This is a genomic window from Streptomyces virginiae (genome assembly GCF_041432505.1).
Classification (GTDB): Bacteria; Actinomycetota; Actinomycetes; order Streptomycetales; family Streptomycetaceae; genus Streptomyces; species Streptomyces virginiae_A.
On record NZ_CP107871.1, the window covers coordinates 7,539,177 to 7,562,210 of the forward strand.

At 68.5% G+C, this 23,034-nt stretch carries 27 protein-coding genes and 2 pseudogenes; 11 read left to right on the forward strand and 18 right to left on the reverse strand.

Features of this window, described 5'->3' with window-relative positions; genetic code table 11:
* Positions 1-65 precede the first annotated feature (65 nt).
* From OG624_RS34645 to OG624_RS34655, 3 genes are all read right to left on the reverse strand, one after another.
* The gene (locus OG624_RS34645) at positions 66-1,010 is read right to left on the reverse strand and encodes a sporulation-delaying protein SdpB family protein (protein WP_371640289.1); all 945 of its coding nucleotides are present in this window, start codon (positions 1,008-1,010) and stop codon (positions 66-68) included.
* Positions 1,007-1,609 carry an SdpA family antimicrobial peptide system protein gene (locus OG624_RS34650; RefSeq protein ID WP_371640290.1) on the reverse strand — a complete coding sequence of 201 codons (603 nt, stop codon included), beginning with the start codon at positions 1,607-1,609 and terminating at the stop codon, positions 1,007-1,009. Before OG624_RS34650 ends, OG624_RS34645 begins: the two co-directional genes overlap by 4 nt.
* A 121-nt stretch (positions 1,610-1,730) precedes the next feature.
* On the reverse strand, positions 1,731-2,390 hold the full coding sequence (locus OG624_RS34655; RefSeq protein ID WP_331718978.1) for a sporulation delaying protein family toxin: 660 nt from the start codon (positions 2,388-2,390) through the stop codon (positions 1,731-1,733).
* A 328-nt stretch (positions 2,391-2,718) separates the two neighbouring features.
* Here OG624_RS34655 and OG624_RS34660 point away from each other — a divergent pair, with 328 nt between their 5' ends.
* From OG624_RS34660 to OG624_RS34670, 3 genes are read left to right on the forward strand one after another with little or no spacing between them, the layout of a single operon-like run.
* Positions 2,719-3,105 carry a hypothetical protein gene (locus OG624_RS34660; RefSeq protein ID WP_371640291.1) on the forward strand — a complete coding sequence of 129 codons (387 nt, stop codon included), beginning with the start codon at positions 2,719-2,721 and terminating at the stop codon, positions 3,103-3,105.
* A gap of 59 nt (positions 3,106-3,164) precedes the next feature.
* Entirely contained in the window at positions 3,165-3,587 is a 423-nt protein-coding gene (locus tag OG624_RS34665; RefSeq protein ID WP_371640292.1) for a hypothetical protein, read from the forward strand.
* A gap of 1 nt (position 3,588) precedes the next feature.
* Positions 3,589-3,948, forward strand: a complete 360-nt coding sequence (locus OG624_RS34670; RefSeq protein ID WP_331718975.1) for a GntR family transcriptional regulator — start codon at positions 3,589-3,591, stop codon at positions 3,946-3,948.
* Here the strand turns inward: OG624_RS34670 and OG624_RS34675 are convergent.
* The 6 genes and pseudogenes from OG624_RS34675 to OG624_RS34700 all read right to left on the reverse strand — a co-directional run bounded on the left by OG624_RS34675 (position 3,893) and on the right by OG624_RS34700 (position 9,067).
* Entirely contained in the window at positions 3,893-4,516 is a 624-nt protein-coding gene (locus OG624_RS34675; RefSeq protein ID WP_371640293.1) for a hypothetical protein, read from the reverse strand. The genes OG624_RS34670 and OG624_RS34675 overlap by 56 nt on opposite strands.
* Entirely contained in the window at positions 4,513-5,046 is a 534-nt protein-coding gene (locus tag OG624_RS34680; RefSeq protein WP_371640294.1) for a hypothetical protein, read from the reverse strand. The genes OG624_RS34675 and OG624_RS34680 overlap by 4 nt, the downstream gene beginning before the upstream one ends.
* An 84-nt stretch (positions 5,047-5,130) precedes the next feature.
* Entirely contained in the window at positions 5,131-6,192 is a 1,062-nt protein-coding gene (locus OG624_RS34685; RefSeq protein WP_371640295.1) for a replication-relaxation family protein, read from the reverse strand.
* Between the two features lie 205 nt (positions 6,193-6,397).
* Positions 6,398-6,697: pseudogene (locus OG624_RS34690) on the reverse strand (relaxase domain-containing protein); the annotation flags it as partial.
* Positions 6,698-6,888: 191 nt separating this feature from the next.
* Positions 6,889-8,388: a hypothetical protein gene (locus OG624_RS34695; protein WP_371640296.1), complete on the reverse strand. Its 1,500-nt coding sequence runs from the start codon at positions 8,386-8,388 to the stop codon at positions 6,889-6,891.
* A 322-nt stretch (positions 8,389-8,710) separates the two neighbouring features.
* Positions 8,711-9,067: a hypothetical protein gene (locus OG624_RS34700; RefSeq protein ID WP_371640297.1), complete on the reverse strand. Its 357-nt coding sequence runs from the start codon at positions 9,065-9,067 to the stop codon at positions 8,711-8,713.
* A gap of 280 nt (positions 9,068-9,347) precedes the next feature.
* Between OG624_RS34700 and OG624_RS34705 the strand changes: the two genes are divergently transcribed.
* The 3 genes and pseudogenes from OG624_RS34705 to OG624_RS34715 all read left to right on the forward strand — a co-directional run bounded on the left by OG624_RS34705 (position 9,348) and on the right by OG624_RS34715 (position 11,988).
* Positions 9,348-10,553: an amidase domain-containing protein gene (locus OG624_RS34705; protein ID WP_371640298.1), complete on the forward strand. Its 1,206-nt coding sequence runs from the start codon at positions 9,348-9,350 to the stop codon at positions 10,551-10,553.
* Between the two features lie 24 nt (positions 10,554-10,577).
* Complete coding sequence (locus tag OG624_RS34710; RefSeq protein WP_371640299.1) at positions 10,578-11,018, forward strand: hypothetical protein; 441 nt, start codon at positions 10,578-10,580, stop codon at positions 11,016-11,018.
* Between the two features lie 270 nt (positions 11,019-11,288).
* Positions 11,289-11,988, forward strand: a pseudogene (locus OG624_RS34715) (alpha/beta fold hydrolase).
* Here OG624_RS34715 and OG624_RS34720 read toward each other — a convergent pair.
* The 5 genes from OG624_RS34720 to OG624_RS34740 form a co-directional block, all read right to left on the reverse strand.
* Complete coding sequence (locus tag OG624_RS34720) at positions 11,972-12,847, reverse strand: IS5 family transposase (protein ID WP_371640904.1); 876 nt, start codon at positions 12,845-12,847, stop codon at positions 11,972-11,974. The pseudogene OG624_RS34715 and the gene OG624_RS34720 sit on opposite strands and share 17 nt — an antisense overlap.
* 44 nt (positions 12,848-12,891) lie before the next feature.
* On the reverse strand, positions 12,892-13,062 hold the full coding sequence (locus OG624_RS34725) for a hypothetical protein (RefSeq protein WP_272262314.1): 171 nt from the start codon (positions 13,060-13,062) through the stop codon (positions 12,892-12,894).
* 120 nt (positions 13,063-13,182) lie between these two features.
* Entirely contained in the window at positions 13,183-13,449 is a 267-nt protein-coding gene (gene tatA / locus OG624_RS34730; protein ID WP_371640300.1) for a Sec-independent protein translocase subunit TatA, read from the reverse strand.
* A gap of 87 nt (positions 13,450-13,536) precedes the next feature.
* On the reverse strand, positions 13,537-14,118 hold the full coding sequence (locus tag OG624_RS34735; RefSeq protein WP_272262317.1) for a TerD family protein: 582 nt from the start codon (positions 14,116-14,118) through the stop codon (positions 13,537-13,539).
* 334 nt (positions 14,119-14,452) lie between these two features.
* Positions 14,453-15,028, reverse strand: coding sequence for a TerD family protein (locus OG624_RS34740; RefSeq protein ID WP_272262319.1), 576 nt, complete (start codon positions 15,026-15,028; stop codon positions 14,453-14,455).
* Between the two features lie 224 nt (positions 15,029-15,252).
* Here OG624_RS34740 and OG624_RS34745 point away from each other — a divergent pair, with 224 nt between their 5' ends.
* From OG624_RS34745 to OG624_RS34755, 3 genes are all read left to right on the forward strand, one after another.
* Entirely contained in the window at positions 15,253-15,654 is a 402-nt protein-coding gene (locus OG624_RS34745) for a BlaI/MecI/CopY family transcriptional regulator (protein WP_329377021.1), read from the forward strand.
* Positions 15,655-15,659: 5 nt separating this feature from the next.
* Positions 15,660-16,592: a M56 family metallopeptidase gene (locus OG624_RS34750; protein WP_371640301.1), complete on the forward strand. Its 933-nt coding sequence runs from the start codon at positions 15,660-15,662 to the stop codon at positions 16,590-16,592.
* 126 nt (positions 16,593-16,718) lie between these two features.
* Positions 16,719-17,606, forward strand: a complete 888-nt coding sequence (locus OG624_RS34755; RefSeq protein ID WP_371640302.1) for a universal stress protein — start codon at positions 16,719-16,721, stop codon at positions 17,604-17,606.
* Between the two features lie 219 nt (positions 17,607-17,825).
* Here OG624_RS34755 and OG624_RS34760 read toward each other — a convergent pair whose 3' ends face one another.
* From OG624_RS34760 to OG624_RS34775, 4 genes are all read right to left on the reverse strand, one after another.
* Positions 17,826-18,032: a hypothetical protein gene (locus tag OG624_RS34760; protein WP_371640303.1), complete on the reverse strand. Its 207-nt coding sequence runs from the start codon at positions 18,030-18,032 to the stop codon at positions 17,826-17,828.
* A 212-nt stretch (positions 18,033-18,244) separates the two neighbouring features.
* Positions 18,245-18,700, reverse strand: a complete 456-nt coding sequence (locus tag OG624_RS34765) for a tellurite resistance TerB family protein (protein ID WP_371640304.1) — start codon at positions 18,698-18,700, stop codon at positions 18,245-18,247.
* 108 nt (positions 18,701-18,808) lie between these two features.
* Entirely contained in the window at positions 18,809-19,837 is a 1,029-nt protein-coding gene (locus tag OG624_RS34770; protein WP_371640905.1) for a sporulation protein, read from the reverse strand.
* Between the two features lie 105 nt (positions 19,838-19,942).
* Positions 19,943-20,161, reverse strand: a complete 219-nt coding sequence (locus OG624_RS34775; RefSeq protein WP_075971580.1) for a hypothetical protein — start codon at positions 20,159-20,161, stop codon at positions 19,943-19,945.
* A gap of 381 nt (positions 20,162-20,542) precedes the next feature.
* Between OG624_RS34775 and OG624_RS34780 the strand changes: the two genes are divergently transcribed.
* Together OG624_RS34780 and OG624_RS34785 are read left to right on the forward strand one after the other, a co-directional pair.
* A complete protein-coding gene (locus OG624_RS34780) occupies positions 20,543-21,874 on the forward strand; it encodes a hemolysin family protein (protein WP_371640305.1) in 1,332 nt (443 codons plus the stop codon).
* Positions 21,871-22,896: a hemolysin family protein gene (locus OG624_RS34785; protein ID WP_371640306.1), complete on the forward strand. Its 1,026-nt coding sequence runs from the start codon at positions 21,871-21,873 to the stop codon at positions 22,894-22,896. The genes OG624_RS34780 and OG624_RS34785 overlap by 4 nt, the downstream gene beginning before the upstream one ends.
* The last annotated feature ends 138 nt before the right edge of the window (positions 22,897-23,034 follow it).

Genomic DNA, 23,034 nt, shown 5'->3' on the forward strand with positions numbered 1-23,034 from the left:
GCCCTCGGCGGCGCGGAAGGAGACCACCTGCCGCCGGAGGCTGATGGCGGGCACGTCGTGGCGGATCAGTGCTGGGGAACCGGTGGTGCAAGTGGCTCGGGTTCGGGAGTCCGGTCCAGGGGAGGGGCGTCTTTGCTGATGGTCCGCGCATGGATGGCAGACCCCAGAGGCAGGCAGAGGATGAGAATGCCCGCTGTCATAGCCAGGGCGAAGCTCCACAGTCCCATCATCAGGGCGATGCAGAGGTGGAAGGTGATGCCTGCGTACATGGCCCATCGGCGTATCTTCCACGGAAGAAGTGCGGCGACGACCAGCGCGCCTTCGATCGCCACTGGAACCCAGGTCATGAGGGCAACGCCCAGCGGGCTGGCGAGGATGAGAGCGGTGAAGGTGTCCAGCCATGGGGCGGGGCCGAAGTCGAGGTGGCTTCCCCAGTACCACATCGCCGTACCGTCCTGCCATTCCGCGTGGGGGAGCTTGGCGACGGCGGCCTGCAGGTAGACGACGACCATCTGCAAACGCACCATCACCAGTCCGCTGATCCCTATAAGGGCGAGGGCGTGGGTGGTACGTGTGTCGGTTTCCGGGGAGCGTGGAGCCTGCCAGTGCCATCGGCGTGTGTCTCCGAGCGCCGGCAGAAGCAGAAGGACGGACAGGATCAGGGCGATTTGGTCGCCGCCGTCGACGATGGAGATTCCGGAGAAGACGCTGTAGTTGATGTAGGCGTGCGGGAGAGCGGTGAACCGCGGCCGCCATCCGGAGGCGATGACGGCGAGCACGGCTACACAGATCCACTTCAGCCATGTCAGGTGCGTGTAGCTGTCAGGTGACAGGCAGAAGAGGCTGGCCGCGGTGGTGGAGCGGCAGAGGGGATAGTCGCCGATGGTGGCTACCGGCCTGAAGAGGGTCTCTACGCTTGACGCGGCTAAGGTCGCTGCGGTGCTCAGGGCGACGAGGGTACGGGCGAGTCCGTACAGATTGGTCCACGGCCGCGGGATGTACTGGTTCACGGGCAGCGCACCTCCCATACCGCGACTCGTTGTGGTGTGTGGCGTTCGGGTGCCAGATGGCGCCAGGCCCAGGGGACGGGCCGCAGCTCAGCGACTGCGGCACGGCCGCAGAGACTGGGAGACGGGGACGGGTTGGTCACCGTGTTAACCGCCTCAGGAGTACTTCGCGCCAGGCAGTCGGCCACAGGGGCGGAACTCTCGCAAGCGCTCCACTTGATGTCTTCCTGGTGCAGCAACAGCGCTATCTCGATGCCTTGGGAGCGGGGAGCGCGGTCGAAGCCGAAGAGATTCGACGGTCTGGAATGCGGAGTCAGTGCGACGCTTTTCCAGCCACCGTCGATCAACCGGTACGGGGCGTACTGGGGATCTTTGGCCGACTTGGTGAAGAAGGCCCATCCTTGTGGTGCTACGACCGCTGCCGCTTTGCGTGCGTCGGCCTGTGCGGGAAGGGGCAGCACGTTGTGGGGCAGGAAGCTCTGAGCGATGTAGAGGCTCACCAGCGTCCAGAGGACGGCGATCGCCGCGATCCAGGGACGGGGCACCGCGATTAGGTGTTCCGGCCTCGCGGAGCCGACCTGGATCCTGTTGTTGATACGCATGGATGGATGTGGTCCCCGAGTCGGTAGGCGGTCGGCGCGTGCTGGTGAGAGGGAGAGTCCTGAGGACGGGGGTGGGGCTGCCGCCAAGGCCCTGGCGGCAGCCCCACCTGGGTGCCGTGCGTCAGGCGGCCAGGACCTGGGTGAGTTCGGCGATCTGCTCGTCCGCGCTCAGGGAGCCGGAACCGCTGGGCGGCGACCACCAGAAGTTGACTGCGTTCGCCACATTGGCAGCGGCCTGGATGTTGACGGCGACCGACACGTTGACGGCGCCGCCGAGATTGACGGCGACCAGTACGTTCACGGCGAGGACGACGGTGGCGCACTGTCCGGTGCCCGTGCCGGTGTCACCAGGCTTGACGGGCGGTGCCTGATCGGCCAGCGACTTGAGGACGCCGGCCGCTTCCTTGATGCCGTCCTGGACCTTGCGCGGGTCTCCGGAGCGGAGCTTGCCGGCGAAGGTTCCGAAGAACTGCGGCTGGTTGGCCTGCACCTTGTCCAGGAGAGCTGAGGCCGCTTGCCTCTGCTCCGGGGTGCTGTTGTTCTGGCGCAGGGCGGCCAGGTCTGCGAACTTGCCGGACTCACCGAGATCCTCGGCCACCGGGCCCTGCGCGAAGGCAAGCCCTTCGAAGAGCGCCCGTCCGTCCTGCGCGGCCTGCGGGGTTGCCGCCGCGGCCGCGCGGGGGGCGAAGGTCTTGGTCGTGGCCATCGCACCCTGTGCGGCGACGCCGCTTAAGCCCAGTACGGATGCCACGGCGATGGCGACGCTCGCGCGACGATGCATGGGTAACTTCCTCTCGCTAGACCCCACTTGTGGCGTTATGCAATAAATGAGGTGGGATGAGTGGACAGTACAGTCGTAAATTCGAAAGTCGTATCGAATTCCGACTTGATCGAACAGATCCGGCCTTCCTCGGGGAGGCCTGCATGGCAGTGCGTCACCTCGGGTAGGTGGCCGTTGCAAGTGTTGATCTTGTTCTATTACGAACCATGCAAGTTTCGGGCGTGCCCGACATGAAAGGGACAGACCTCAGATGACAGCCGATAACAAGACGCCCTTAGCCCCGACCCAGCGCGCCCTCACACTGGCGGCACCCTTCATCGTGGGAGCCGTGGCTACAGCAGTCGCGTTTCTCCTGTTCAGGAGCTCCTTCACGGGAAGGGTCGCCACCCACTTCACTCTTGACGGCGATGCCAACGGATTCAGCTCCCCCGCCGCCGCACTTGGCCAGTACATGGTGGTCTTCTTGATCGAGGCCGCCGGCATCGGTGCCGCCCTCATATCCGCCAAGGCCGCCATCACCACCGTGCGGGCGCTGGGCGTCTTCGCCTGGGGCCTGGCATCCGCAACCGCGTGCCTGTTCATGCTGGCCATGTGGGTCAGCACCGGCTCTGAAGGCCAGGAGGTACGGCTGTCCAGCCAACAGGTCGTCACAGCCGTCGCGGTGGGACTCGCTGTGGCGGTGGGCGGATGGCTCGTGTCACGGAAGCGAGCATGAGCCGGCAAGGGGAAACGGGCCCGGTCCTGGTGTGGCAGCGTTCCCTCGTCAGCGGGTGGATGCTCGCCACCGGGCTGGTCTCGGCCGCCGCCTTCCTGGTCGCCGCAGCGGTAGATCCCTCACACCGGCTCTGGGAACTGTCGCTTTTGCTGTTCTCCGCGGCTTTCCTGATCACGTCGGCGGTCAGGGTCACCGTTTCCGAGCGCGGAGTCACGGCAGCATCAGTCTGCCTCCCGCTTCTCCGACGGCACTTCCCTCTCCCCCGCATCACGGAAGCTTCGTCCCGCTGGACACGCCCCCTCGAAATCGGAGGCTGGGGCTACCGCTGGAATCCCGGCCTCAGCGCGATCTCGCTCCGCGAAGGCGACGCCCTGTGGCTCGGCCTGAGCAACCAGACCACGTTCGTCATCACCATCGACGACGCTGAGACAGCCGCGAAGCTCGTCAACAGGCTTCGCGAACAGAGCCCCAAGGACCGCTGACATGCTGGTCGAAATCGATCACTCGTCGCCCGTCAGCCTCGCGGAACAGATCGCCGCCGCGGTACGCAGAGCTCTAGGCCAGGGCACACTGCACCGGGGGGAACGCCTCCCCTCAGCCCGCTCTCTCGCACGAACCCTCGACATCAACGTCCACACCGTGCTGCGCGGATACCAGATCCTCAAGGAAGAACACCTCATCGACCTCAGACCAGGACGAGGCGCAGTCGTCACGTCGACCTCCCCCACACAGGCACGCGTGGTGGACGCATGCCGACACTTCGCGCACCTCGCGAGACAAGCAGGCCTCACCGAACCCGATGTCCTGGAGATGGCACGCACCCTCTTCCGGACAGCCACCTGACACCGAGGGGCCACACCTCCCGCTTGGCCCCGACTCGCGTGCACGGGCACACGAGCACCCGTGCACGCGGCACGCATGCGATACCCCGCGTGCCGGTGCAGACCAGGACGTGCGGCGCGTCGTCGAGGTCGACGGCGATCGCCGTGCCGTTGGTGCCGATGCCGATGAGCGCCGCAGAGGCGGGCAGTGCCTCCAGCTGCTCGCGCAGGCCAGGGTCGGTGAAGCGCAGCATCCTCGGGAGTGCGGTCGTGTTCGTCATGGTGCGGTGTTCCTCTTCCGTGCTGTGCCTGGTGAACCGGGTGTTCTGCAGGTGAGGGGGATGGTGTCGGCTGAACCGGACAGGGCCATGTCGGCGGCGCGGGACGATCAGTCGAGGTCGGTGGTGCCGCTTGCGCTGCTTGGCCAGCTCCGCCTTCTTCGCCTTGATCGTCTTCGGCTTCCGGGGCCGCTTCCAGATCGGCTGCCAGTCCGTCGGCGCCGCGTACGCCTCGGCGCGTTCCTGGGAAGCTGCCTTCAGCCGGGCTGCGACGGCTTCGATGCTCGGGTCCGCGGGCGGCGTGGTGGTCATGCGATTCCTCCGATGGGTGTGGTCCGGACCGGAGCGGGCTGGACAGGCTGCTGGGCGCTCGGCGGCGGGGCCGTTGCCGTCGCGGGCTTGGGTGAGCTGCGGCGGGCGGCGGCTCGTTCCCGGATGCCGGCCTGGAGCCGGGCGGCCATCTCGGCGGCTGCGGCCTCCAGCGTCCGGCTGGTCTGCTCCACCGCGGCGACGTCCATTGCCGGCTCAAGGTCCCGGTCGGCCCTCCGCTCCGCCCGCCCTCCCCATGGCCAGCCGCGAAGCGACAGGCCGCTGTTCCCTTCGGGCTCCACCAGATCCTGACCGCGACCAGCGACGAAGAGGAGCAGCGGGAGGCAGCCTTGTGCCCGCGGCCGCACCAGTATTCTGGATCTTCTCCACCGTCCAGCTGGTGACGTGAGCAGCAGCCCGTCCAGCAGACCACCGACGAGCGCGGCGTAGTACCAGCCAGGCCGCAGGCCGTTCGGGTCGTCGTCATACATGCCGTAGAGACCCCCGCGCAGCAACTCCGCATCCCTGTCCATGTGTCCCAGCCGCCACCGACAGCGGAGGCTTGCCCAGGGTCGCCTAGGCTTGCCCGCGCCGTCGGCGGGAGGCTTGCCCAGGTATCAGGGGGCTTGCCCGGGACGAAAGCGGGAACGCCAGCCGCGGGCCTTCTCCGCAGTCGAGGCGGCCTCCTGCTCCAGGCGGTCGCGCTCAGCCTGATCCGCTGCCGCGACCGTCTTGTCCTCGCACGGCTCGCACAGCGTCGGGTGCCACCGGTGGCCAGGCTCCGGGGACAGCTGGGTGTTCTCCCATCGGTCGTTGTCGAACTTCGTCCCGCAGCCGGCGCAGGCAGGGCGGGCAGCCTCGCGCTCGGCCCTCTTCTGCTCCGCTGCACGGCGCAGCTGCTCCTGGTACTCCGCCTGTTGCGCCTCCACCCGCTCTGCTCGGCGGGCGAGGACGGCGTCCCGGCGGGGGTTGCCGATCGCTTCGCGCAGTGGCTGCATGTGGGTGCGGCCGAAGCGAAGGAAGACCGGTCCGCTCGGGCCGTGGGCGCGCAGGTTGCGCAGGCCGGTCGCGATGATCGGGATCTTCCTGTCGTAGCTGGTGAACCCGTCGGCTGGCTCGCCCGCCCACAGCGGCCGGGTCAGTTCCTGTAGCCGTGGGATGGTGCGGTTGGGGTCGCGGGCTCCGATGTGGTTGAAGATGATCAGCACGGGCGGGTGCGGTGCCTCCCCTCGCTCCGCGACGCGGGCCATCCAGCGGGTGCGCCACATCGGCTTGTCCTTGCCGTCGGTGTCCTTGATCGTTCGTTTGAAGAACCTGGAGTACTTCAACAGCTTTGCCGCGATCTCCTCGGCGGTCTCGTGGCAGTTGTCGACCTCGATGAACAACAGCGGGATCTGGTTCTGCGGGGCGGTGAGCACGATGTCGGCCTGGGCGCCGCCCTTGCCCGGCGCACCCCACGTACCGGTGGCGGGCAGCGGGACCTCGGTCGCGTAGGAGGCGATCGTGCCGATACCGGCCGGGGCGTCGACGGCGGCCTGCGCGGCAGCCTTGGCTTCGGCTGGCTCCGCAGTGAGCAGCCGGAGGTCGGGTTTGGGGCGGAGCATCGCGATGACGGTCTCGTTGACGGCCATCGGGTGGGTGGTCCCGCTGGAGCCCGCGCCGCGCGCGGTGGAGCCCATCTCCGACATGGGGCGCCCGAGCTCGTAGGAGGCGGCCTCCAGGCCCTTGGTGGTCAGGTTCCGCAGCGACTCCCCCGCCCGGGTGGTGCCGCCGTTCTCGGCGAGACCGTGCTTGCATCACGAACACGGTCGCGGCGACGTCGACGGCCGCCAGGGCGACGTCGACACCGGTCACCATCACCTGGCGTCCGAGGGCGCCGGCCTTGAACGCCTTCTCCGGGGAGGCGCCCTTGGCGAGCAGGCCAGCCTCGATCCGGTCCGCGTACGGGTGCCGGCCCCGCTCGCCGAACAGGTTCCGCAGCTGCGCCTCGGTGACCTCCTCACCCGGCGCGATTCCGAGCGCGGCCAGGCCGCGGCCCATCCATCGCCCGGCCGGGACACCGGCTTGCTCCTGGGCCTCGCGCAGCGGCATGCGAGCCGGGCGGCGGCCGTCGCCGACGACGGTCTGGCGCAGGTAGTAGCGGTACATCTGACCGGCCCGGATGACCCTGATATCTGCTGTCATGGAGACCACGCCACACGGCTCTGACCTGCAAGGAAAGGCCGATCAGCGGGACGTCCCGCCAGACGGGAGCGAGGGCCGAACTTTCTTCTCAGGTGCCCGCCGGGCGGGAAGCGACCCCGGGCCGAACGCGAATGTCATCGCTCTCCGGCTCGCACCTGGGGTGTCGCCAACCACCTAGCACGAGCTCTGCTCTACAGAGGTCTGCGATCACCCAGCCGGACGGAGCAGGACGCGCACCACCAGAAGGTGCCGGGCTTCCCGCACCGCGCTTCAGCAGTGCCTGGCACTGACGGCCTGTTGCAGCCTTCGCACTTCGGAGCCGGGCCATAGACGGGGGGCAACTTGCTTCGGAAGCTGTTCAGCGCCTGAATCACCAGGACCCGCTTGTCTCTGTACTCGTCGGGATCTGCCGCCTCCACAGATCCACGAAAGTCGTCTAGGGCAGCAGCTCGGTTCAGAGCGCCAAAGACAGTCAGAGCTTCATTCAACACGGCTGCCCACTGGGTTCCGTCGTCAGTGCTCTTGCCAGCTACCAGGGCGGGTTCCGTACACAGGTAGCCATCTATCTGCCTGAGGAGGCCCTGGACAACCAAGAGCGTCGTCACTGCAAACTCCGGACGATATGTATCTTCACGCACCTTATGGACAGGGAGGTTTCTGTTGAACGTCGCCTGTTGAGCCCGGCCATCGAAGGCGTGCTTCAGCGAGGCAACCAGCAGGTAGGGCCCGAGCCTCGTGGATCCACTCGCAATGACCTGGCCGTCACGCCGCGCAAGGCTGCTGTGCACAAGCTTGTGATTCGTGTCTCCAGAAGAACCGAATTGGTCCTCGAACCAGCCGGGGCCTTGTGCTCGCAGGACTGAATCCAGGATGTTGCCAAGCAGCGCTTGAGCAGCTGCCTCCTGTCCCATCTCAATGCAGGCAGCAGCTTGTGCGGTCAGAGCGGCATAGGTCTGGAGCTCGGGATGGACTACCTCTTCCAAGCTCTCCAGAACATCCGCGACGACTTCCTGCCGTCGATCAAGAAGCAGCTGATGACGTTCCCGCGATGTCTGGATGTGCAGAAGCTCGTTCACAATGCTGCTCCGGGGAGCCCAGGTGAGGCAGACACCGTCCTTGACGCTCACACGGAACAACAGGGGCCACATAGCCGGCGTGAGATGGCGGAGGTTTTCCGGCAACCACAGGCTGCGCCGGCGGACAATCTCTTCGAGGAGCGCAAGCGGGTATGACCCGAGTGCCTGCCTGGCGATGTTGCCCAAGACCCCGGCAAGTGGGTCGAGCTGCGCGGCTGCTACGGACTCCAGCGCAGACCGCACGCCGGCAAGCGGGTCAAACCTGATCGAACTCAACACGGCCAACGGGGCAAGGGGCGTCGCCCCTACCGACTGCAGGACAGAACGCACCCCAGCAAGCGGGTCGTATTCGAACTGCACCGCACGAGCCGACTCCAGCGCAGACCGCACCCCAGCAAGCGGATCAAACTTGAGCGCCATCAGCGGACCAAGCTGAGCAGCTTGCAGGGACTTCAGGCCAGACCGCACCCCGGCCAGTGGGTCAAACCGCGCCCCCACCGACTCCGGCGTAGGCCGCACTGCCACAGCGAGAACCGCGTGGCCCTCATCTTTGAGCTCGGTCTCGCCAAACGGAAGGCCGTCAGATGTCTTGTCGTCGCTGGAGGGATCTTGCATGCACAAAGAATCCCTCACCCAGGTAGATCGTGTCGTCCCATTTGCGGACCCAGGCTCCTTGGTGCGGCCTGGTGAACCCTTGAGAGCAGGTCAACCCGTACGCGTGCTTCAGGCGTTGCTCGAGACGGACCACGGGCCCCGCGTTCTGATCTCGGTCGAGACCGTGGCTGCCAAGGTCGCCAACACGCTGGAGCAGTCCAAGGTCCGCCCCCGAAGCCCACGTTCTACGGCGTGCAGAACACTGAATTCCAGAGCTGAGTGGCGGCCGGGCGTGCAGCCGCCATACCCCGGTCCTCGTCTCCGGGCAGGTCACTGCCCGGACTCACCCCGAGCGCCGCCCAGCAGGTGACTGATGCGCTGAACACCCGCCCGGTCTCCGCTGCCCTGTCATCGCGGGCAGACGCCGCAGGCTCGGCCACGGCTGGAAGGGCATCGACGCCGACCGTTGACCTCGGCGAACAGTGGAAGCGCCCGTGGCGCGGACGGCAACGTCGCACCCGTCGGCGGGGCTGATCTCGGCCTCAACCTTCACCTGGCTGAGGATGCGGCCAATTCGACGGATGGCGTCTTGCTGACGCTGGGCTTCCTCACCGCTGCGGACCTTGCGCGCGGCCTTGTCTTCCGTGGCGTTCTCGACCGCCTGCCGCGCCGTGTGCAGCAGCTGCAGCGCCGCATCCACCGGGCCTTGCTCCGGTCGGACGCGGCACCCTGCGCGTTCTCCGCTTCGGCCCGCGGGCGGGCATGACGGCTACGGGCGTAGTCGCAGTGCTCCATGGTGAAGAGCAGATCCCGATCGAGCCATCCTGAGCCGGTAATGCGCTCGTCAGGGGAGTCGTCGGGCTGTTAGGAATGAGCGCCCGAGCCACGGGCGACAGGAAGCCAACCCAGGGGGGACTGGCATGAACTGGTTAATACCGGCCGTAGGCCGACGTGGCAGGACGTGGAGAACCATCCGGCCGATGGCCGTGACATCGCTGGTGCTCGGCCTGACCGCGGCCGTGCCGCAGAGCGCCGCGACCGCGGCGGATCCCGGGCCCCAGCCCGAGACCGCCGCGCTGCTCGATGCCGGGCGTGACTATCTGCAAAACCGTGCCGACCTCGTGACCACCTCGCCCAGCACGGCCCGTTCCGCGGGCGCCGCGGTCGCGATGACAGCACCGATGGCCGCGGACGCCCGGCAGGAGGAAGCCGCGCTCACCGAGCGGGGTGCTCTGCTGCAGGCCGTGAACGGGGGATACCGTGCGGCCGAGGTCTCCGTGACCCCCGACCACGTCTACGTCAACGGCGATCGGGCCGTCGTGGACCTCGTCGAGGACACCAAGCTGTACTTCCCCGAAGCCGCACCCGGCGAGCCGCAGTACGAGGAATACAGCCTGCCGCACACCCTCACCTACAGCCGGGACACCGCCACCGGTAGATGGCTACTCAACAAGGATGTGCCGAAGATCGACCCGAACGGGCCGGCACCCACCACCCAGTTCGCCGAGCCTGCCCCGATCCCCTTCGAGGAACCGCCGACCAAGCCGAACCCCGGCGAGCAGGGCCCCAACCCGCCGGAACCTCCGCAGCCCGAACCGCCCAAGGGCGGTACGCCCGCCTCGACCATCGGCGGGCCGTCCGCCGGGACCGAGCCGAAGGCCCCGCAGGCTTCCGGTGCAGACGCGCCCGCGCCGATGAGTGCGGCCGCCTCGTACAACTACACCGCCATGGCCAACTACGCGGACAGGTACTGGCGCAATCACAACGGCAGCTACCGCACCTACTCCAGTGACTGCACGAACTTCATCTCCCAGGCCATGAGGTCTGGGGGCTGGAACACCACCAGCGGCAGCGCGACGACCCGTGCGGACAACAGGAGGTGGTTCTACGCAAGCTTCTCCTGGACCACGAGCTACACCTGGGCCGGCGCGGAGAACTGGTGGTGGTTCGCCAGCCGCCACTCCGGCCGGACCTACATGCTGAGCAGCGTCTGGAGCCTGGGCATGGCCGACGTCCTCCAGGCAGACTGGAACCGCGACGACGTGGTCGACCACACGATGATCGTCACCGCCGTGGGGGGAAGCGAGCGCTACCTCACGTACCGATCGAACAGCACACACAACAGGAAGCTGAGCTCCCTGCTGGCCTCCAACCCGTACGCATGGTGGTACCCCCACCGTACGTGAGCCACGGCACGTGAGGAGAACACCATGAGATCACGAGCGACACGCAGGCTCGCACTGGCCGCAGCCGCTGCCCTCCTCAGCGTTCTGGCGACCGCATGCACCGGGGATCCGGCCCCCAAGACCGGGGCCGGTTCCGAACAGGCAGCGGTGGACACCTACCTCACCGCCCTCAACGCACAGGATGCGAAGGCACTGAGCGCGCTCGCCCCTCCCGGCAACGACGCGAAAGCCGAAGTGGACGAGCGGATCGGCCGGCTGGGCGGGCGCGAGCTGACAATCGGGCAGCTGGACCTCAAGCACGAATTCGGTCCGGACGTCGCCTCGGCCCACCTGACCGCCCAAGCCCAGGACGGCACGACGCACAACGAGATTCTGGGCCTGACCCGTACCGACGGACGCTGGTACATCACCATGGGACAGCACCCCGCGCCCCATAAGACACCGGCGGAAACGAAGCGCCCCTAACGCTCACTGCCCGCGGCCCTTCCACCAGGCCGCGGGCAGTGACCTGGCCCGGGAAACTCCCGCCGCCTGGCGGGTGAGCTCCCGCTCCGCCTTCCTGACCTCGTGACGGAGAAGAGATGCTGGCCGAGCAAGCGATGATCGCCGCCTGAGGGCTACCGGTCGGGCACAGCAGAGCTAAGGCCGTGTATCGAAAGTGGATCAAGGTGATGGGGTGGCCGTCGTTCGGGGCTAGGCTCACCGGTCTGGTGTCGATCTGAGGAGACGGACGAGTTGGCTGCTGTGGTGCTTATTCACGGCCTGTATCACCGTCCCGAGCACTTTGCGGTGTTGGCGGAACGGTTGCGGACCGACGGAACCAAGGTTGTTGTGCCTGAGCTCCACCGCGGCTCATTGGCTGCTGACATCGCTGCCGTCCAGGCCGTCATCGACGCGTTGCCCGAGCCCCCGCTCGTCCTCGGTCACTCCTACGGAGGGTCGGTGATCACAGGGGTCCGCGGAGTGGCACACCTGGTCTACCTGGCAGCGTTCGTGCTGGACGCCGGTGAGAGCGCGGCCAGTTTGGGCGGTGCGTCCCAGCAGCTCAAGGACGCGATCGTCGCCGAGCCGGATGGCTCGACCACCCTGCACCCCGGCCTGGCCATCAACACCCTCTACGGCGACTGTCCCGGGCCCCTCGCCGCGCGTGCGGCCGGTCTACTGCGTGCGCAAGCCTCAGGTTGCGGACGAGGAGTCCCCCAGCACCACAGTTGGAAGGAAACTCCCTCCACCTACGTCATCTGCGCACAGGACCGGGCCATCGACCCCGGCCTCCAGCGGACGATGGCCTCGCGGTGCACCGACGTGCGCGAATGGCAGACAGGCCACTCCCCGTTCGTGGGGGCAGCCTGATCTCATTGTGGAACTCCTGCGAGAACTGCTCACCACTCGCATCGCGCTCAGGCGAAACCAGGAAGTCACAACCACTCGTTGATCACTGCTATCAGGACGGTCGCCTCGTATCGGACCGCGAGCTTGTCGTACCTGGTGGCGACGGCACGGTGCCTCTTGAGGCGGTTGATCGCGCACTCGACCGCGTGGCGCTCGCGGTAGTCGACGGGGTCAAAGCGGGGCGGCCGGCCGCCACGGGATCCGAGTCTCTGGCGGTTGCGCGCCTGGTCGGCCTTCTCGGGGATGGTGCAGCGGATTCCGCGGCGGCGCAGGTAGGCGCGATTCTTGCGGGAGGCGTACGCCTTGTCAGCGCGCACTCGGTTGGGACGGACCCGCGGCCGACCCGCTCCGACGCGGGGCACGCGGACCTTTTCCAGAACGGGTTCGAACTGTGGCGAGTCACCACGCTGCCCGGGGGTGACCACGATCGACATGGGCTTCTGACCTTGCTCGACGGCCAGGTGCAGCTTCGTGGTGAACCCGCCGCGTGATCGGCCCAGCCCGTGATCGCGAGGCTCGGAGGCGACACCGCCTGGTGGTTCTTTCTGCAGGTCACCATGCTTCCGGGCCCCGGCTGCATGCTGATGGGCGCGGCACACCGTGGAATCGACGCTCAGCTCCCACGTGATCGCACCCGTCGCATCGGCCAGGGACTGGAGCCTGGTGAGGACCCGGTGCCACGTGCCGTCCCGTTGCCATCGACGAAACAGGTCGTAGATCCGGCCCCACGGCCCGTACTCGACGGGCACGTCCCGCCACGGAACGCCTGTCCGCACCCGGAACCGTATGCCGTCGATCAGCTGACGCCGGGGCCAGGCGGGCGGTCGCCCTGCCTTGGCCCGCTTCGGCAACAACGGCTCCAGCAAAGCCCACTGCTCGTCCGTGAGATCTCCCCGCCCCATGACCACGATCATTCAGCGCGCAAGATCCATTTTCGATACACGGCCTAACGGCAGTCGGCGTCCAGGCCCAGCATGAGGACACCGGCCACGAGCATGGCTATGCCGACGGCGAGAACCGGGATCCATGGGCCCGGGAGGATGTAGAGCGCGGCGCCGGCCATGGTGGTGATGGTGCCGACTACGGCCAGGGCGATGGCACCCCAGATGCGCGACATGCTCCCTCGCTGGGCTGTTGCGGCACGACTGATGTGAAGAACGTTATACCGCTCGGCGGGCCGCTTGCAGGGCGTGCCCTCCCGGCGGATGCGGCGCGACGGGGAGGCCGAGGCCCCAGTTCAGCGTTGCGGGTGGTCGGAGCGGGATACGTGGGTGGGGCGCGGGCTGATCACCGCGTCGGGTTCGATGACCAACCCGGTACCGGCGTCGGCGGGCTGCTCGCCGGCGGCTGTTCTGCTGGCCGGGTCGTTCTTCATCGCCCGGGCCTCGCTTTTCAGAATCCGGGCGGACTTCCCCATCGAGCGGGCGAGTTCGGGCAGCTTCTTGGCTCCGAAGACCAGGATGACGAGGATGAGGATGATCGCTATTTCACTGATGCCGAACACTGCGTTGGCCTCCGATGCGGGTGATGCCCTCTTCGCCGAGCCTGCACGCCGGCTCCGGCCCGTACGTGTCCGCGGTGCTGGTGCTGGTTACAGATGGGAGGTGATGGCGGGCAGCAGGTCCTGGAACGTGCGGCCGTTGGCCGGCTCGCCGATCGCGGACATGTTCCAGCCCTGCCCGGATCGGTGGACCTTGGCCATGACCTGGGCGGTGTAGGTGCCGCCGCCGGAGAGGGTGTAGCGGGCCAGCTCCTGGCCGTTGGTCTCGTCGATGAGGCGGCAGAAGGCGTTCTGCACGTCCGTGAAGGTCTGCCCGGTGAAGGAGTTGACGGTGAAGACGATCTGGTCGACGTGCACGGGAACCCGCGAGAGGTCCACCAGGATCGACTCGTCGTCCCCGCCCTGTCCAGCGCCGCCGACGCGGTTGTCCCCGGTGTGGCGCACCGAGCCGTCCTTGCTGACCAGCTGCTGGAAGAACACCACGTCCACCGGATCCTTGCCCGCGAACAGCACGGCCGAGGCGTCCAGATCGATTTCCCGCGCGGTCATCCGGGCGAGAAAGCCCTTGCGTGGGGCGGACTGCCAGCCCAGCCCCATGCGGACCACGCTCAGCGTGCCACCGCCGGCCTTCTCCAGGCTGATCTGCTGGCCCTTGTCGAGATTGATTCCCACCGTGTCCTCCTGATGATCGGCCGTCGGACAGCATCTTCGCGAGGCCGCCTTCGCGACCGCCATGAATCTACAGCACTGTAGAAAACGATGACGGTGTACGCGGTGCCTCGTTCCTGGGCAATCCGGCGCGCGGTTGTACCCGGCGGATGGGGGAGTTGCGGGTCGGTGCGGCGGGGATGCGAGCCGCATGGGCTCGAAGCCGGCTCCGCCCGCGGTTCAGGGCGGGCCCTCCTGCCCCAAAGGATCCCCGGATCGAGTGACACGGCTGCGCCTGTATCGGGCGACGGGGGCGGTCCGCCGGGCCCGGCGGACCACCCCGCCTGCATGCGGTTGTTCAGACTCCGACGCCGAAGTCTGCGGCGATGCCGGACAAGCCGGAGGCGTAGCCCTGGCCGACGGCGCGGAACTTCCACTCCGCGCCGCTTCGGTAGAGCTCACCGAAGACCATCGCGGTCTCGGTCGAAGCATCCTCGGATAGGTCGTAGCGGGCGATCTCCGCACCGCCGGCCTGGTTGACGACGCGGATGAAAGCGCCCCTCACCTGGCCGAAGCTCTGGCTGCGGGCCTCGGCGTCATGGATGGAGACCGGGAAGACGATCTTTTCGACGTCGGCGGGCACGGTGGCGAGGTCGACCTTGACGACCTCGTCGTCCCCCTCGCCCTCACCGGTGAGGTTGTCGCCGGTGTGCTCGACGGAGCCGTCGGGGCTCTTGAGGTTGTTGTAGAAGACGAAGTGCTGGTCGGAGGGGACCTTCCCGGAGGCGTTCACCAGGAGCGCGCTGGCGTCGAGGTCGAAGTCGACTCCGGTGGTCGTCCGTACGTCCCAGCCCAGGCCGACCAGCACGGCGGTCAGGCCCGGGGCCTCCTTGCTCAGTGAGACGTTGCCGCCCTTGGACAGGCTCACACCCATGTCGTGACTCCCATTCGGTATCCCCGCGGCCCCGGCTGGCGCGCCCGTACCGTCGGATCAATGCGAATCTACAGCACTGTAGAAGTATATTGGTGGGAGTTCGGCCGGTGTGGCGGCTTCGCGGAGGCGGACCGTTCGCCGTCCGCCGAGCAGTTGGCCGGTGGATCAGTACGATGAACCGCCACGCCGCGTCCGGTGAGGCCATGAGGCGGGAGGTTGACGGCATGACAGTGAAAGACTCGAGCGGTGCCGACCCGTCCCCCCGCCGGGGGCAGGGTGAACTGGAGGGCCAGGTACTCGCCGCGCTGTGCCAGGCGCCGGGGCCGGTCACGGCCGGCTGGGTCCAGGAACGCCTGGGCGGCGGTCTGGCCTACACGACGGTGATGACGATCCTGACCCGGCTGCAGGCCAAGGGTGCTGTGGCGCGGGAGCGGGTGGGCCGGTCGTTCGAGTGGATGGCGGTCGCCGACGAGGCCGGGCTGGCCGCTCTGCGGATGCGCAAGGTCCTGGATGCCGAGAGCGACCGGCAGGCCGTCCTGGCCAGCTTCGTGACCGCTCTCACGCCCGGGGACGAGGAGCTGCTGCGGGAACTGCTGGGCAAGGCGTCCGAGGCGGGGGAAGACTGAGGAGCATGGGAATTTTCGTGTTCCTGCCGCTGGTGCTGCCCTTAACGGCGTGGCCGATCGCACGCCTGGCCGGGCATCATCTGCACCCGCGTACCGCGACGTGGCTGCTGACCGGAGCCGCGGCGGTGCTGGCGGTGTGCAGCACGCTGTGCCTGGCGCTGCTGATGGTGGTGGGGACCGCGCAGCTGCCCGGCAACCCGTTGCCGGACGGCTGGTCCGACCCGGAGGTGCGCGAAGCGGTCCCGTACGACGAGGTCGCCGGCAAGGCCGCCATCCCCGCGCTCCTCGCGGTAATCGCCTCGTGTACGTCGGCGGCATGGCGCCACCGGCGCGTACGCCGACGCAGCCGGCGCGCACTTGCCGGGCTGCCCGCCACCCCGGTGGCCGTGCTGCCCGATGAGGTTCCGTACGCCTACGCGCTGCCCGGCTCGCGCCGTGACCGGATCGTGGTGAGCACGGGCATGCTGGCCGCGCTCTCCTCCCGCGAGCGCCGGGCACTGTTCGCGCACGAGCGTGCCCACCTCACGGGGGGCCACCACCGGTTCCTGCTGGCCGTCCAGCTCGCCGCCCGCGCGAACCCGTTCCTGCGGCCGCTGAGGTCGGTGGTGGCCTACACCGCCGAGCGGTGGGCCGATGAGGAGGCGGCGGCCAGGGTCGGCAGCCGCCGTACGGTGGCGGTGGCGATCGGCAAGGCGGCGCTGATCAGCCGCGGTGCCCCGCTGGCCACGCTGCCCGCGTTCGCGGCGGCGGGACCGGTGCCGAGCAGGGTCGCCGCACTGCTGGGGCCCGCCCCTGCCTCCAGCCGCTGGCCTTCGGTGTTCACCGCGGTGGGCGTGGCCACGTGGGGTGCGGCGGCCGGCACAACGGTGTCCGCACTCTCCTCGGCGAACTCCGCCGTCACCCTGTTCTTCATCCTCCACGCCGCCACACCGCTATGACCTGGCCCGGGGACGCCTGACGCGGCTGCCCCTGGTGGCGTGGGTGCGGCCTGCGAGAGAACCTGGGAGGACGAAGCGCGGGCCCAGCCCCGCAGCAGGAACTGCGGGAAGAGGAGAGGCAGGGCGATGTCCGGTCCGGTCGTGGTCGGGGTGGACAACTCGCCCTACGCCATGGGCGCCGTGGACGCCGCCGCACGGGAAGCACTGCTCAGAGGAGCGGAGCTGCATGTCGTGCACGCCTTCGTCTGGCCCGCCATGCACGTCCCACCCGGCGCCTCACCTCTCGGACCGCCCGGCGGAGGAGTGCGGGATCTGGTCGAGCACCTGCTCCACGAAGCGGTCGACCGGGCCCAGGCTGCAGCCCCAGGAGTGCAGACCACCAGCGCGGTGATGCCCGGCGAGCCGGTGGCCGCCCTGGAAGCGGAGTCACGCACGGCTCAGCTCGTGGTGGTGGGCCACCGTGGCACGGGCGGTATCCGAGGGCTTCTCCTGGGATCGACGGCCGTCCACCTTGCCGCACACGGCCACTGCCCGGTGATGGTCGTACGCGGCCGGACCGGGCCCGAGGGGCCCGTACTGGTGGCGGTGGACGGCTCCCCTCAGGGCCTGGGCGCGATCAGGTTCGCGTTCGCCGAGGCACAGCTGCGGGGCAGTGAACTGGTGACCCTGCACGCCTGGAGCACGTGGAGCGATCACGGCGAGAGCGGCCCGGGCCATCCCGTGGAACTGGTGGACCTGATCGGTGACGTGGACCGACAACGGACGGTGGAAGAGCGGCTGCTGGCCGAGGCCTTGTCCGGGCACCGCGAGCAGTACCCCAAGGTGACTGTGCGCCAGCGGATCGTCCGGGGCCGTACACGGCCGACACTGATCGAGGCCAGCGACAGTGCCCAGCTGATCGTGGTGGGTGCGCGCGGGCGGGGCGGATTCGCCGGGCTGCTGCTGGGCTCGGTCAGCCAGGCCGTCCTGCACCACGCCCACTGCCCCGTCACCGTGGTCCGCTCGAGCCTGTGACGCCCACCCGCACCCGCACCCGGCTGGGCGCGAGGCCGTGAACGGCTCCGTGTGGGACCTCGCGCTCACGCCGCGCTGATCATGCTCAACGCCCTGTTCGCGGGCGCCGAGATCTCACATCGGACAGCGCCTCGACATGCGTCTTCCCGCCCCCGGCGCGTATGGTTCTGGCGCCTTACGTCGGAAACGACGACAGCAGGTCGTTCGGGAAGAAAAGGATCAGGATTCGCCGGGCTGGACCTCAGCTGATTCGGTCCCAGGCCGACGGATCGTGCCGATGCCGAGTCCCAGCGCGACACCCACGCCGAGTCCGAGCGCGAGGCTGTCGACGATGAGCAGACCGAGTACGACTCCCGCCATCATGCCCAGCGATATGCCCACCGTGAAACCTACGTACGGAGCGCCGCGTTCCTCGCTGTTCGCCATGCGGACATTGTGCTCCAAGGCAGATGACGACTACGGACCGGGCTCCGGAATCGAACGGCGTCCCGAGCGCCATCGCCCGGATGGAGATTCGCTACGTCGACACAGCCTTCGCCTGATCGTGCGCACCCGCGCGAAGCCCGGTCTCCTCGCAGGCATGCCTCCCCGAGCCCTGGGGGCCGCGGCGCCGGGCGCGTACGGGCAGGGCCGTGGCGCTAGAGGTCGAACTCGTGAGGCGGGAGGTCGAGGGTGTAGCAGGCCTCGCGTACGACGGCCTGCTCGGTCTTGTCGAAGTCGCCGTCAGCGCCTCCGATGACGATGCCGATCTGGATGACGGCGCGCGCCTCGGCGGGCTTCTTCTTCGCCTTGGCGATCTCCTGCAGGATGCTGACCTTGCCGAAGTCGAAGTCGGCGGTGAGGGTGTTGAGGTCGTCGTCGAAACGCGTCTGGAGATCGGCGGCCGGGAAGTTCTGCAGGACCTCGTTGGTGGCGATCAGGTGGGCCACCCGTCGGCGCTCGGAGTCGTCGATCGTTCCGTCCGCCGCGGCGACCAGGGCGCACATGGCCATGCTCGCGTCGCGGAACGCGCCGGACTTCAGCTCGTTCTTCTTTGCCTCCAGCTGCGTCTGCATCTGCTGGGCGGACTGCTTGAAACGGTCCCACAGGGCCATGCCAACTCCATCGGGTCGCAGGGTTGTCCGGGCCGGGGACGGACGGATCCGGCCCGGACAAGTTATTTCTACACCACCGTAGAAGCTACGGTGCGGGTGACGGAGCCGCTACGCTTCCTCGCCGCCGTCCTCGTCCTCGTCCTCGTCGTCCTCGAAGAAGTCGCCGATCTCGTCGACGGCTTCGGCCGCCACCATCCCGCCGACGACACCGACCGCGAGGCCGGCCGCGCCGGCAGCGACCACGGTGCCCATGCCCGGCCCGGACCGGTGACCGTCATGGTGTCCGTGGTCGTCCTTGTGGGTGTGAGCGTCGTGCCCTGCGCCGTGCCCGTAGGGGCTGTGGGGGGTGTGAGCCGCGCGGGCGGTGTGCGCGTCGAGAAGCTGGCTGATCCAGGAGCCGACGACGGCGTTCCAGTCCCGGTGGGCCGCTCCCACGTGGCTGACGTGGTGCCGACCGAGGGCATCGTGGCCTCCGGAGAAGAGGCTGCCGCGCTTGTCCGCCTCCAGGACGACCTCCAGTCCGCCAGGATGGGCGAGGAAGGTCAGTTCGATCTCGTTGACCTGGTGGGCGTACTGCGTGGGTGGGGTGAGTTCGATCTCCTGGTAGAAGGGCAGCTGCTGGCCGGTGCCGCCGATGCGGCCCAGTTCGAGATCGGCGGACTTGAAGCCGAAGCCGAGCTGCCCGAATGCCTCAAGGATCGCCTCCTGCTCGGGCAGCGGCCCCACGGAGAGGGGGTCGAGGTCGCCCTTGTCCCTGGCGCCGGCGATGCCGAGCTCGGTCCGCACCCCGAGGACGATTCCCAGAGGCTGGCCGTGCAGCTGGGTGATGGGGGTCTCCCACGGCAGCGTGATGGCGAACGGCGCGGAGCGGTGCTCGGCCTCCGCGAGGCGGAAGCCGCCGCCGATGTGGAATCGCTCGAAAGCAACCGTGCCCTCGTGCTCGCCGCCCTCGGTCTCGGCCTCGACGTGGGCGACGAGTTCCAAAGTGATGTGTTCGATGTCGAAGCCGGCCCGGCCGCCGGTGAGGCGGACCTCGCCGGTCAGGCTGCCCCCGGGCGCGGCGGTCGTCAGGTCGAGAACCGTGTCCACGGCGGGGCCGCCGACACCCATCGAGCCGAGCAGGCGCTTGAACACCATCGTGGCGTTCTCCTTCATGTGCGTTGCGTTGTGATCTCTGTTGCGGTGCCCGCGACGGTGCCGTGGACCGGGGTCCGGTCCACGGCACCGCGCGAGCCCGAGGCGCTACTTCGCCGCGTCCAGGGCCGCGAGGGCCTGCGCCCAGCGGACGTACTTCAGCTCGGCGAGTTCGGCGACGGTCGTGACGCCGAACGCCTCTTTGAGCAGCTCGCCGTCACGGTCGGAGACGCCTTTGAGGGCTCCCACGGGAGCGGCCAGGATCTCGGGCAGGCTCTTGTCCGCCCACGCCTTGTCCAGCACCTTGTCCAGATCGATCGAAGCCACGTTCTGTTCCCCTCCTGACTTCACGCGAGCCCGACAGGCGCGCGTACGGGCGCCCGGGCAGCACGGAGTGCTCCGTCCGCCCTGGCATAATCTACAGACATGTAGAAGCATAGGAGCAGCGCGGCCGCTGTCGAGTGAACAGGCGACGGTTGAGCGGGAAAGTCCGAAAAGGCCCTCCCTGTCGCCATGTGGGACGTCACTGGCCAGGGACTTTGCTGTTCCTTTACAGTTGTCGTGCGGATACTGAACCGCCCCTGGCGTGGACCGCGCCAGTCGGCCTGAGTGAAGAAGGAGCAGCAGACCCGCAATGGGTGAACCTCCCAGTACGAGCCGTGCCACGTCTTGCCCGCTGAATGTCGAGCCGGGAGCGGGGGTGGCACGGTGACCGAAGTCCTGCTGCTGCTTCTCGCTCTGGCGCTGACGCTGGCGTGCGCGGTGTTCGTCGCCGCCGAGTTCTCGCTCACCACCGTCGAGCGCAGCGAGCTCGAGCGTGCCGCCGCGGCCGGCGAGCGGGGCGCCGAGAGTGCCCTGAAGGCCGCCAAACGACTGACCTTCCAGCTGTCCGGGGCCCAGCTGGGCATCACGGTGACCTCGCTGGTGATCGGCATGCTGGCCGAGCCGTCCGTTTCCGCGCTGCTGCGCGGACCTCTGGAGGCCGTCGGCCTGTCCTCCGGGGCGGTGTCCACCACGGCGACGCTGCTGGGCGTCGCGCTCTCGACCGTCGTGCTGATGGTCGTGGGCGAGCTGGTGCCGAAGAACTGGGCGATCTCGCGCCCGCTGGCCGTCGCGAAGGTCGTCGCCGGCCCGCAGCGCGCCTTCACCGCCGCTTTCGGCCCCCTGATCCGGCACCTGAACAACACTGCGAACCGCCTGGTGCGCCGCTTCGGGCTGGAGCCGGCCGAGGAGCTGGCCTCTGCCCGTACGCCGGAGGAGCTCGTGGCTCTCGCCCGGCACTCGGCCCGCCAGGGAGCCATCGAGGCGGACTCGGCCGAACTGTTCGTGAAGTCCCTGCACCTGGCCGAGCTGACCGCGGAGAACGTGATGACCCCCCGCGTCGATGTCCAGGCCTTGGAGGCCCACGCCACCGCGGCCGACGCGGCGAACCTGACGCTGGCCACCGGCGTCTCCCGCTTCCCCGTCTACCGCGACACCCTCGACGAGGTCATCGGCACCCTCCACATCCGAGACGTCCTCGCACTGGAGGAGGAGCAGCGGGTCAAGACCCCGGTCACGGACCTGATGACCTCGGCTCTGCTCGTGCCGCACTCACTTCCCGTGGACACCCTGCTCGGGCGGCTGCGCAAGGCCCGCACCATGGCCGTGGTGATCGACGAGTACGGCGGCACCGCCGGTGTCGCCACCGTCGAGGACATCGTGGAAGAGGTCGTCGGCGAAGTCCGCGACGAGCACGACCCGATAGAGGTCCCCGACCTCATCGAAGGCCCCGAGCAGGACGGCCGCCAGGTCTGGGAGGCCGACGGCAGTGTCCGCCTCGACGAACTGGAAGAGATCGGCTTCGACGTGCCCGAGGGCCCGTACGAGACCCTCGCAGGCCTGATCGCCACCCAGCTCGAACGCATCCCCGCCGAAGGCGACACCATCACCGTCGACGGCTGGGAAATCACCGTGCTCGACATAGAGCACCACCGCGCGGACCGGGTCACGATCGCCGCACCCGCCGTCTCCGCAGCCGATGAGGAGCGAGCCCGATGACCGCGATCCAGCTGCTGATCGGCGCCCTCACCCTGATCACCAACGCCTTCTTCGTCGGCGCCGAGTTCGCCCTGATCTCCGTACGCCGCAGCCAGATCGAACCCGCCGCCCTCAAGGGCAACAGGCGGGCCAAGACGACGCTGTGGGGCCTGGAACACCTCTCCGCGATGATGGCCACCGCCCAGCTCGGCATCACCGTCTCCTCCCTGGTCCTGGGCGCGGTCGCCGAACCGGCCATCGCCCACCTGCTGGAACCGCCGTTCCACGCAATCGGCGTGCCCGAGAGCCTGATCCACCCGATCGCCTTCGTCATCGCGCTCACCCTGGCGACCTACCTCCACATGCTCGTCGGCGAGATGATCCCGAAGAACATCGCACTCGCCGCCCCGGCACCCACCGCGCTGCTCCTCGGGCCGCCGCTGGTCGCCGTCACCCGGGCGCTGCGGCCGTTCGTCTTCGGCATCAACGCCTTCGCCAACGCGCTGCTGCGTCTGCTGAAGGTCGAGCCCAAGGACGAGGTCGGCTCCATCTTCACCGACGACGAACTCGCCCGCCTGGTCAAGGACTCGTCCGCAGCCGGCCTGCTCGGCCCCGAGGACGGCGAGCGCCTCCAGGACGCCCTGGAGCTCGGCACCCGGCCGGTCGGCGAGGTCATGGTGCCCCTGGAGCGCGTGGCGACCGTCGGCCACGACATCACCCCGCGACAGTTGGAGCGCACGGCCTCGCACCACGGCTTCTCCCGCCTTCCGGTCACCGGACCGGGCGAGGAGATCCTGGGCTACCTGCACATCAAGGACGCCCTCGGCGCCCCTGAACGCGACCAGCCCTTCCCGCGTGCGTCGCTGCACCCGATCACCAAGGTCGCGCTCGACACCCCCCTGGACGACACCATGACCGCGATGCGCGCGGCCGGTACCCACCTCGCCGCCGTCACCGGCAGCAAGGGCACCGTCCTCGGCTTCGTCACCATGGAAGACCTCCTCGAAGAGCTCGTCGGCGCGGCCCACGACCCCGGCGCCTGACTGCCTCCCCGCACCACGGTGGCCGGCCCCGACCCGGGTGCCGGCCACCGGCGGATCAGCCGGCCCGTACGACACGGCGACGCCGCCGCCCCTTTGCCGCAAAGCGATCCACCTGCTGTGCCCCAGTCCTACTGTGGT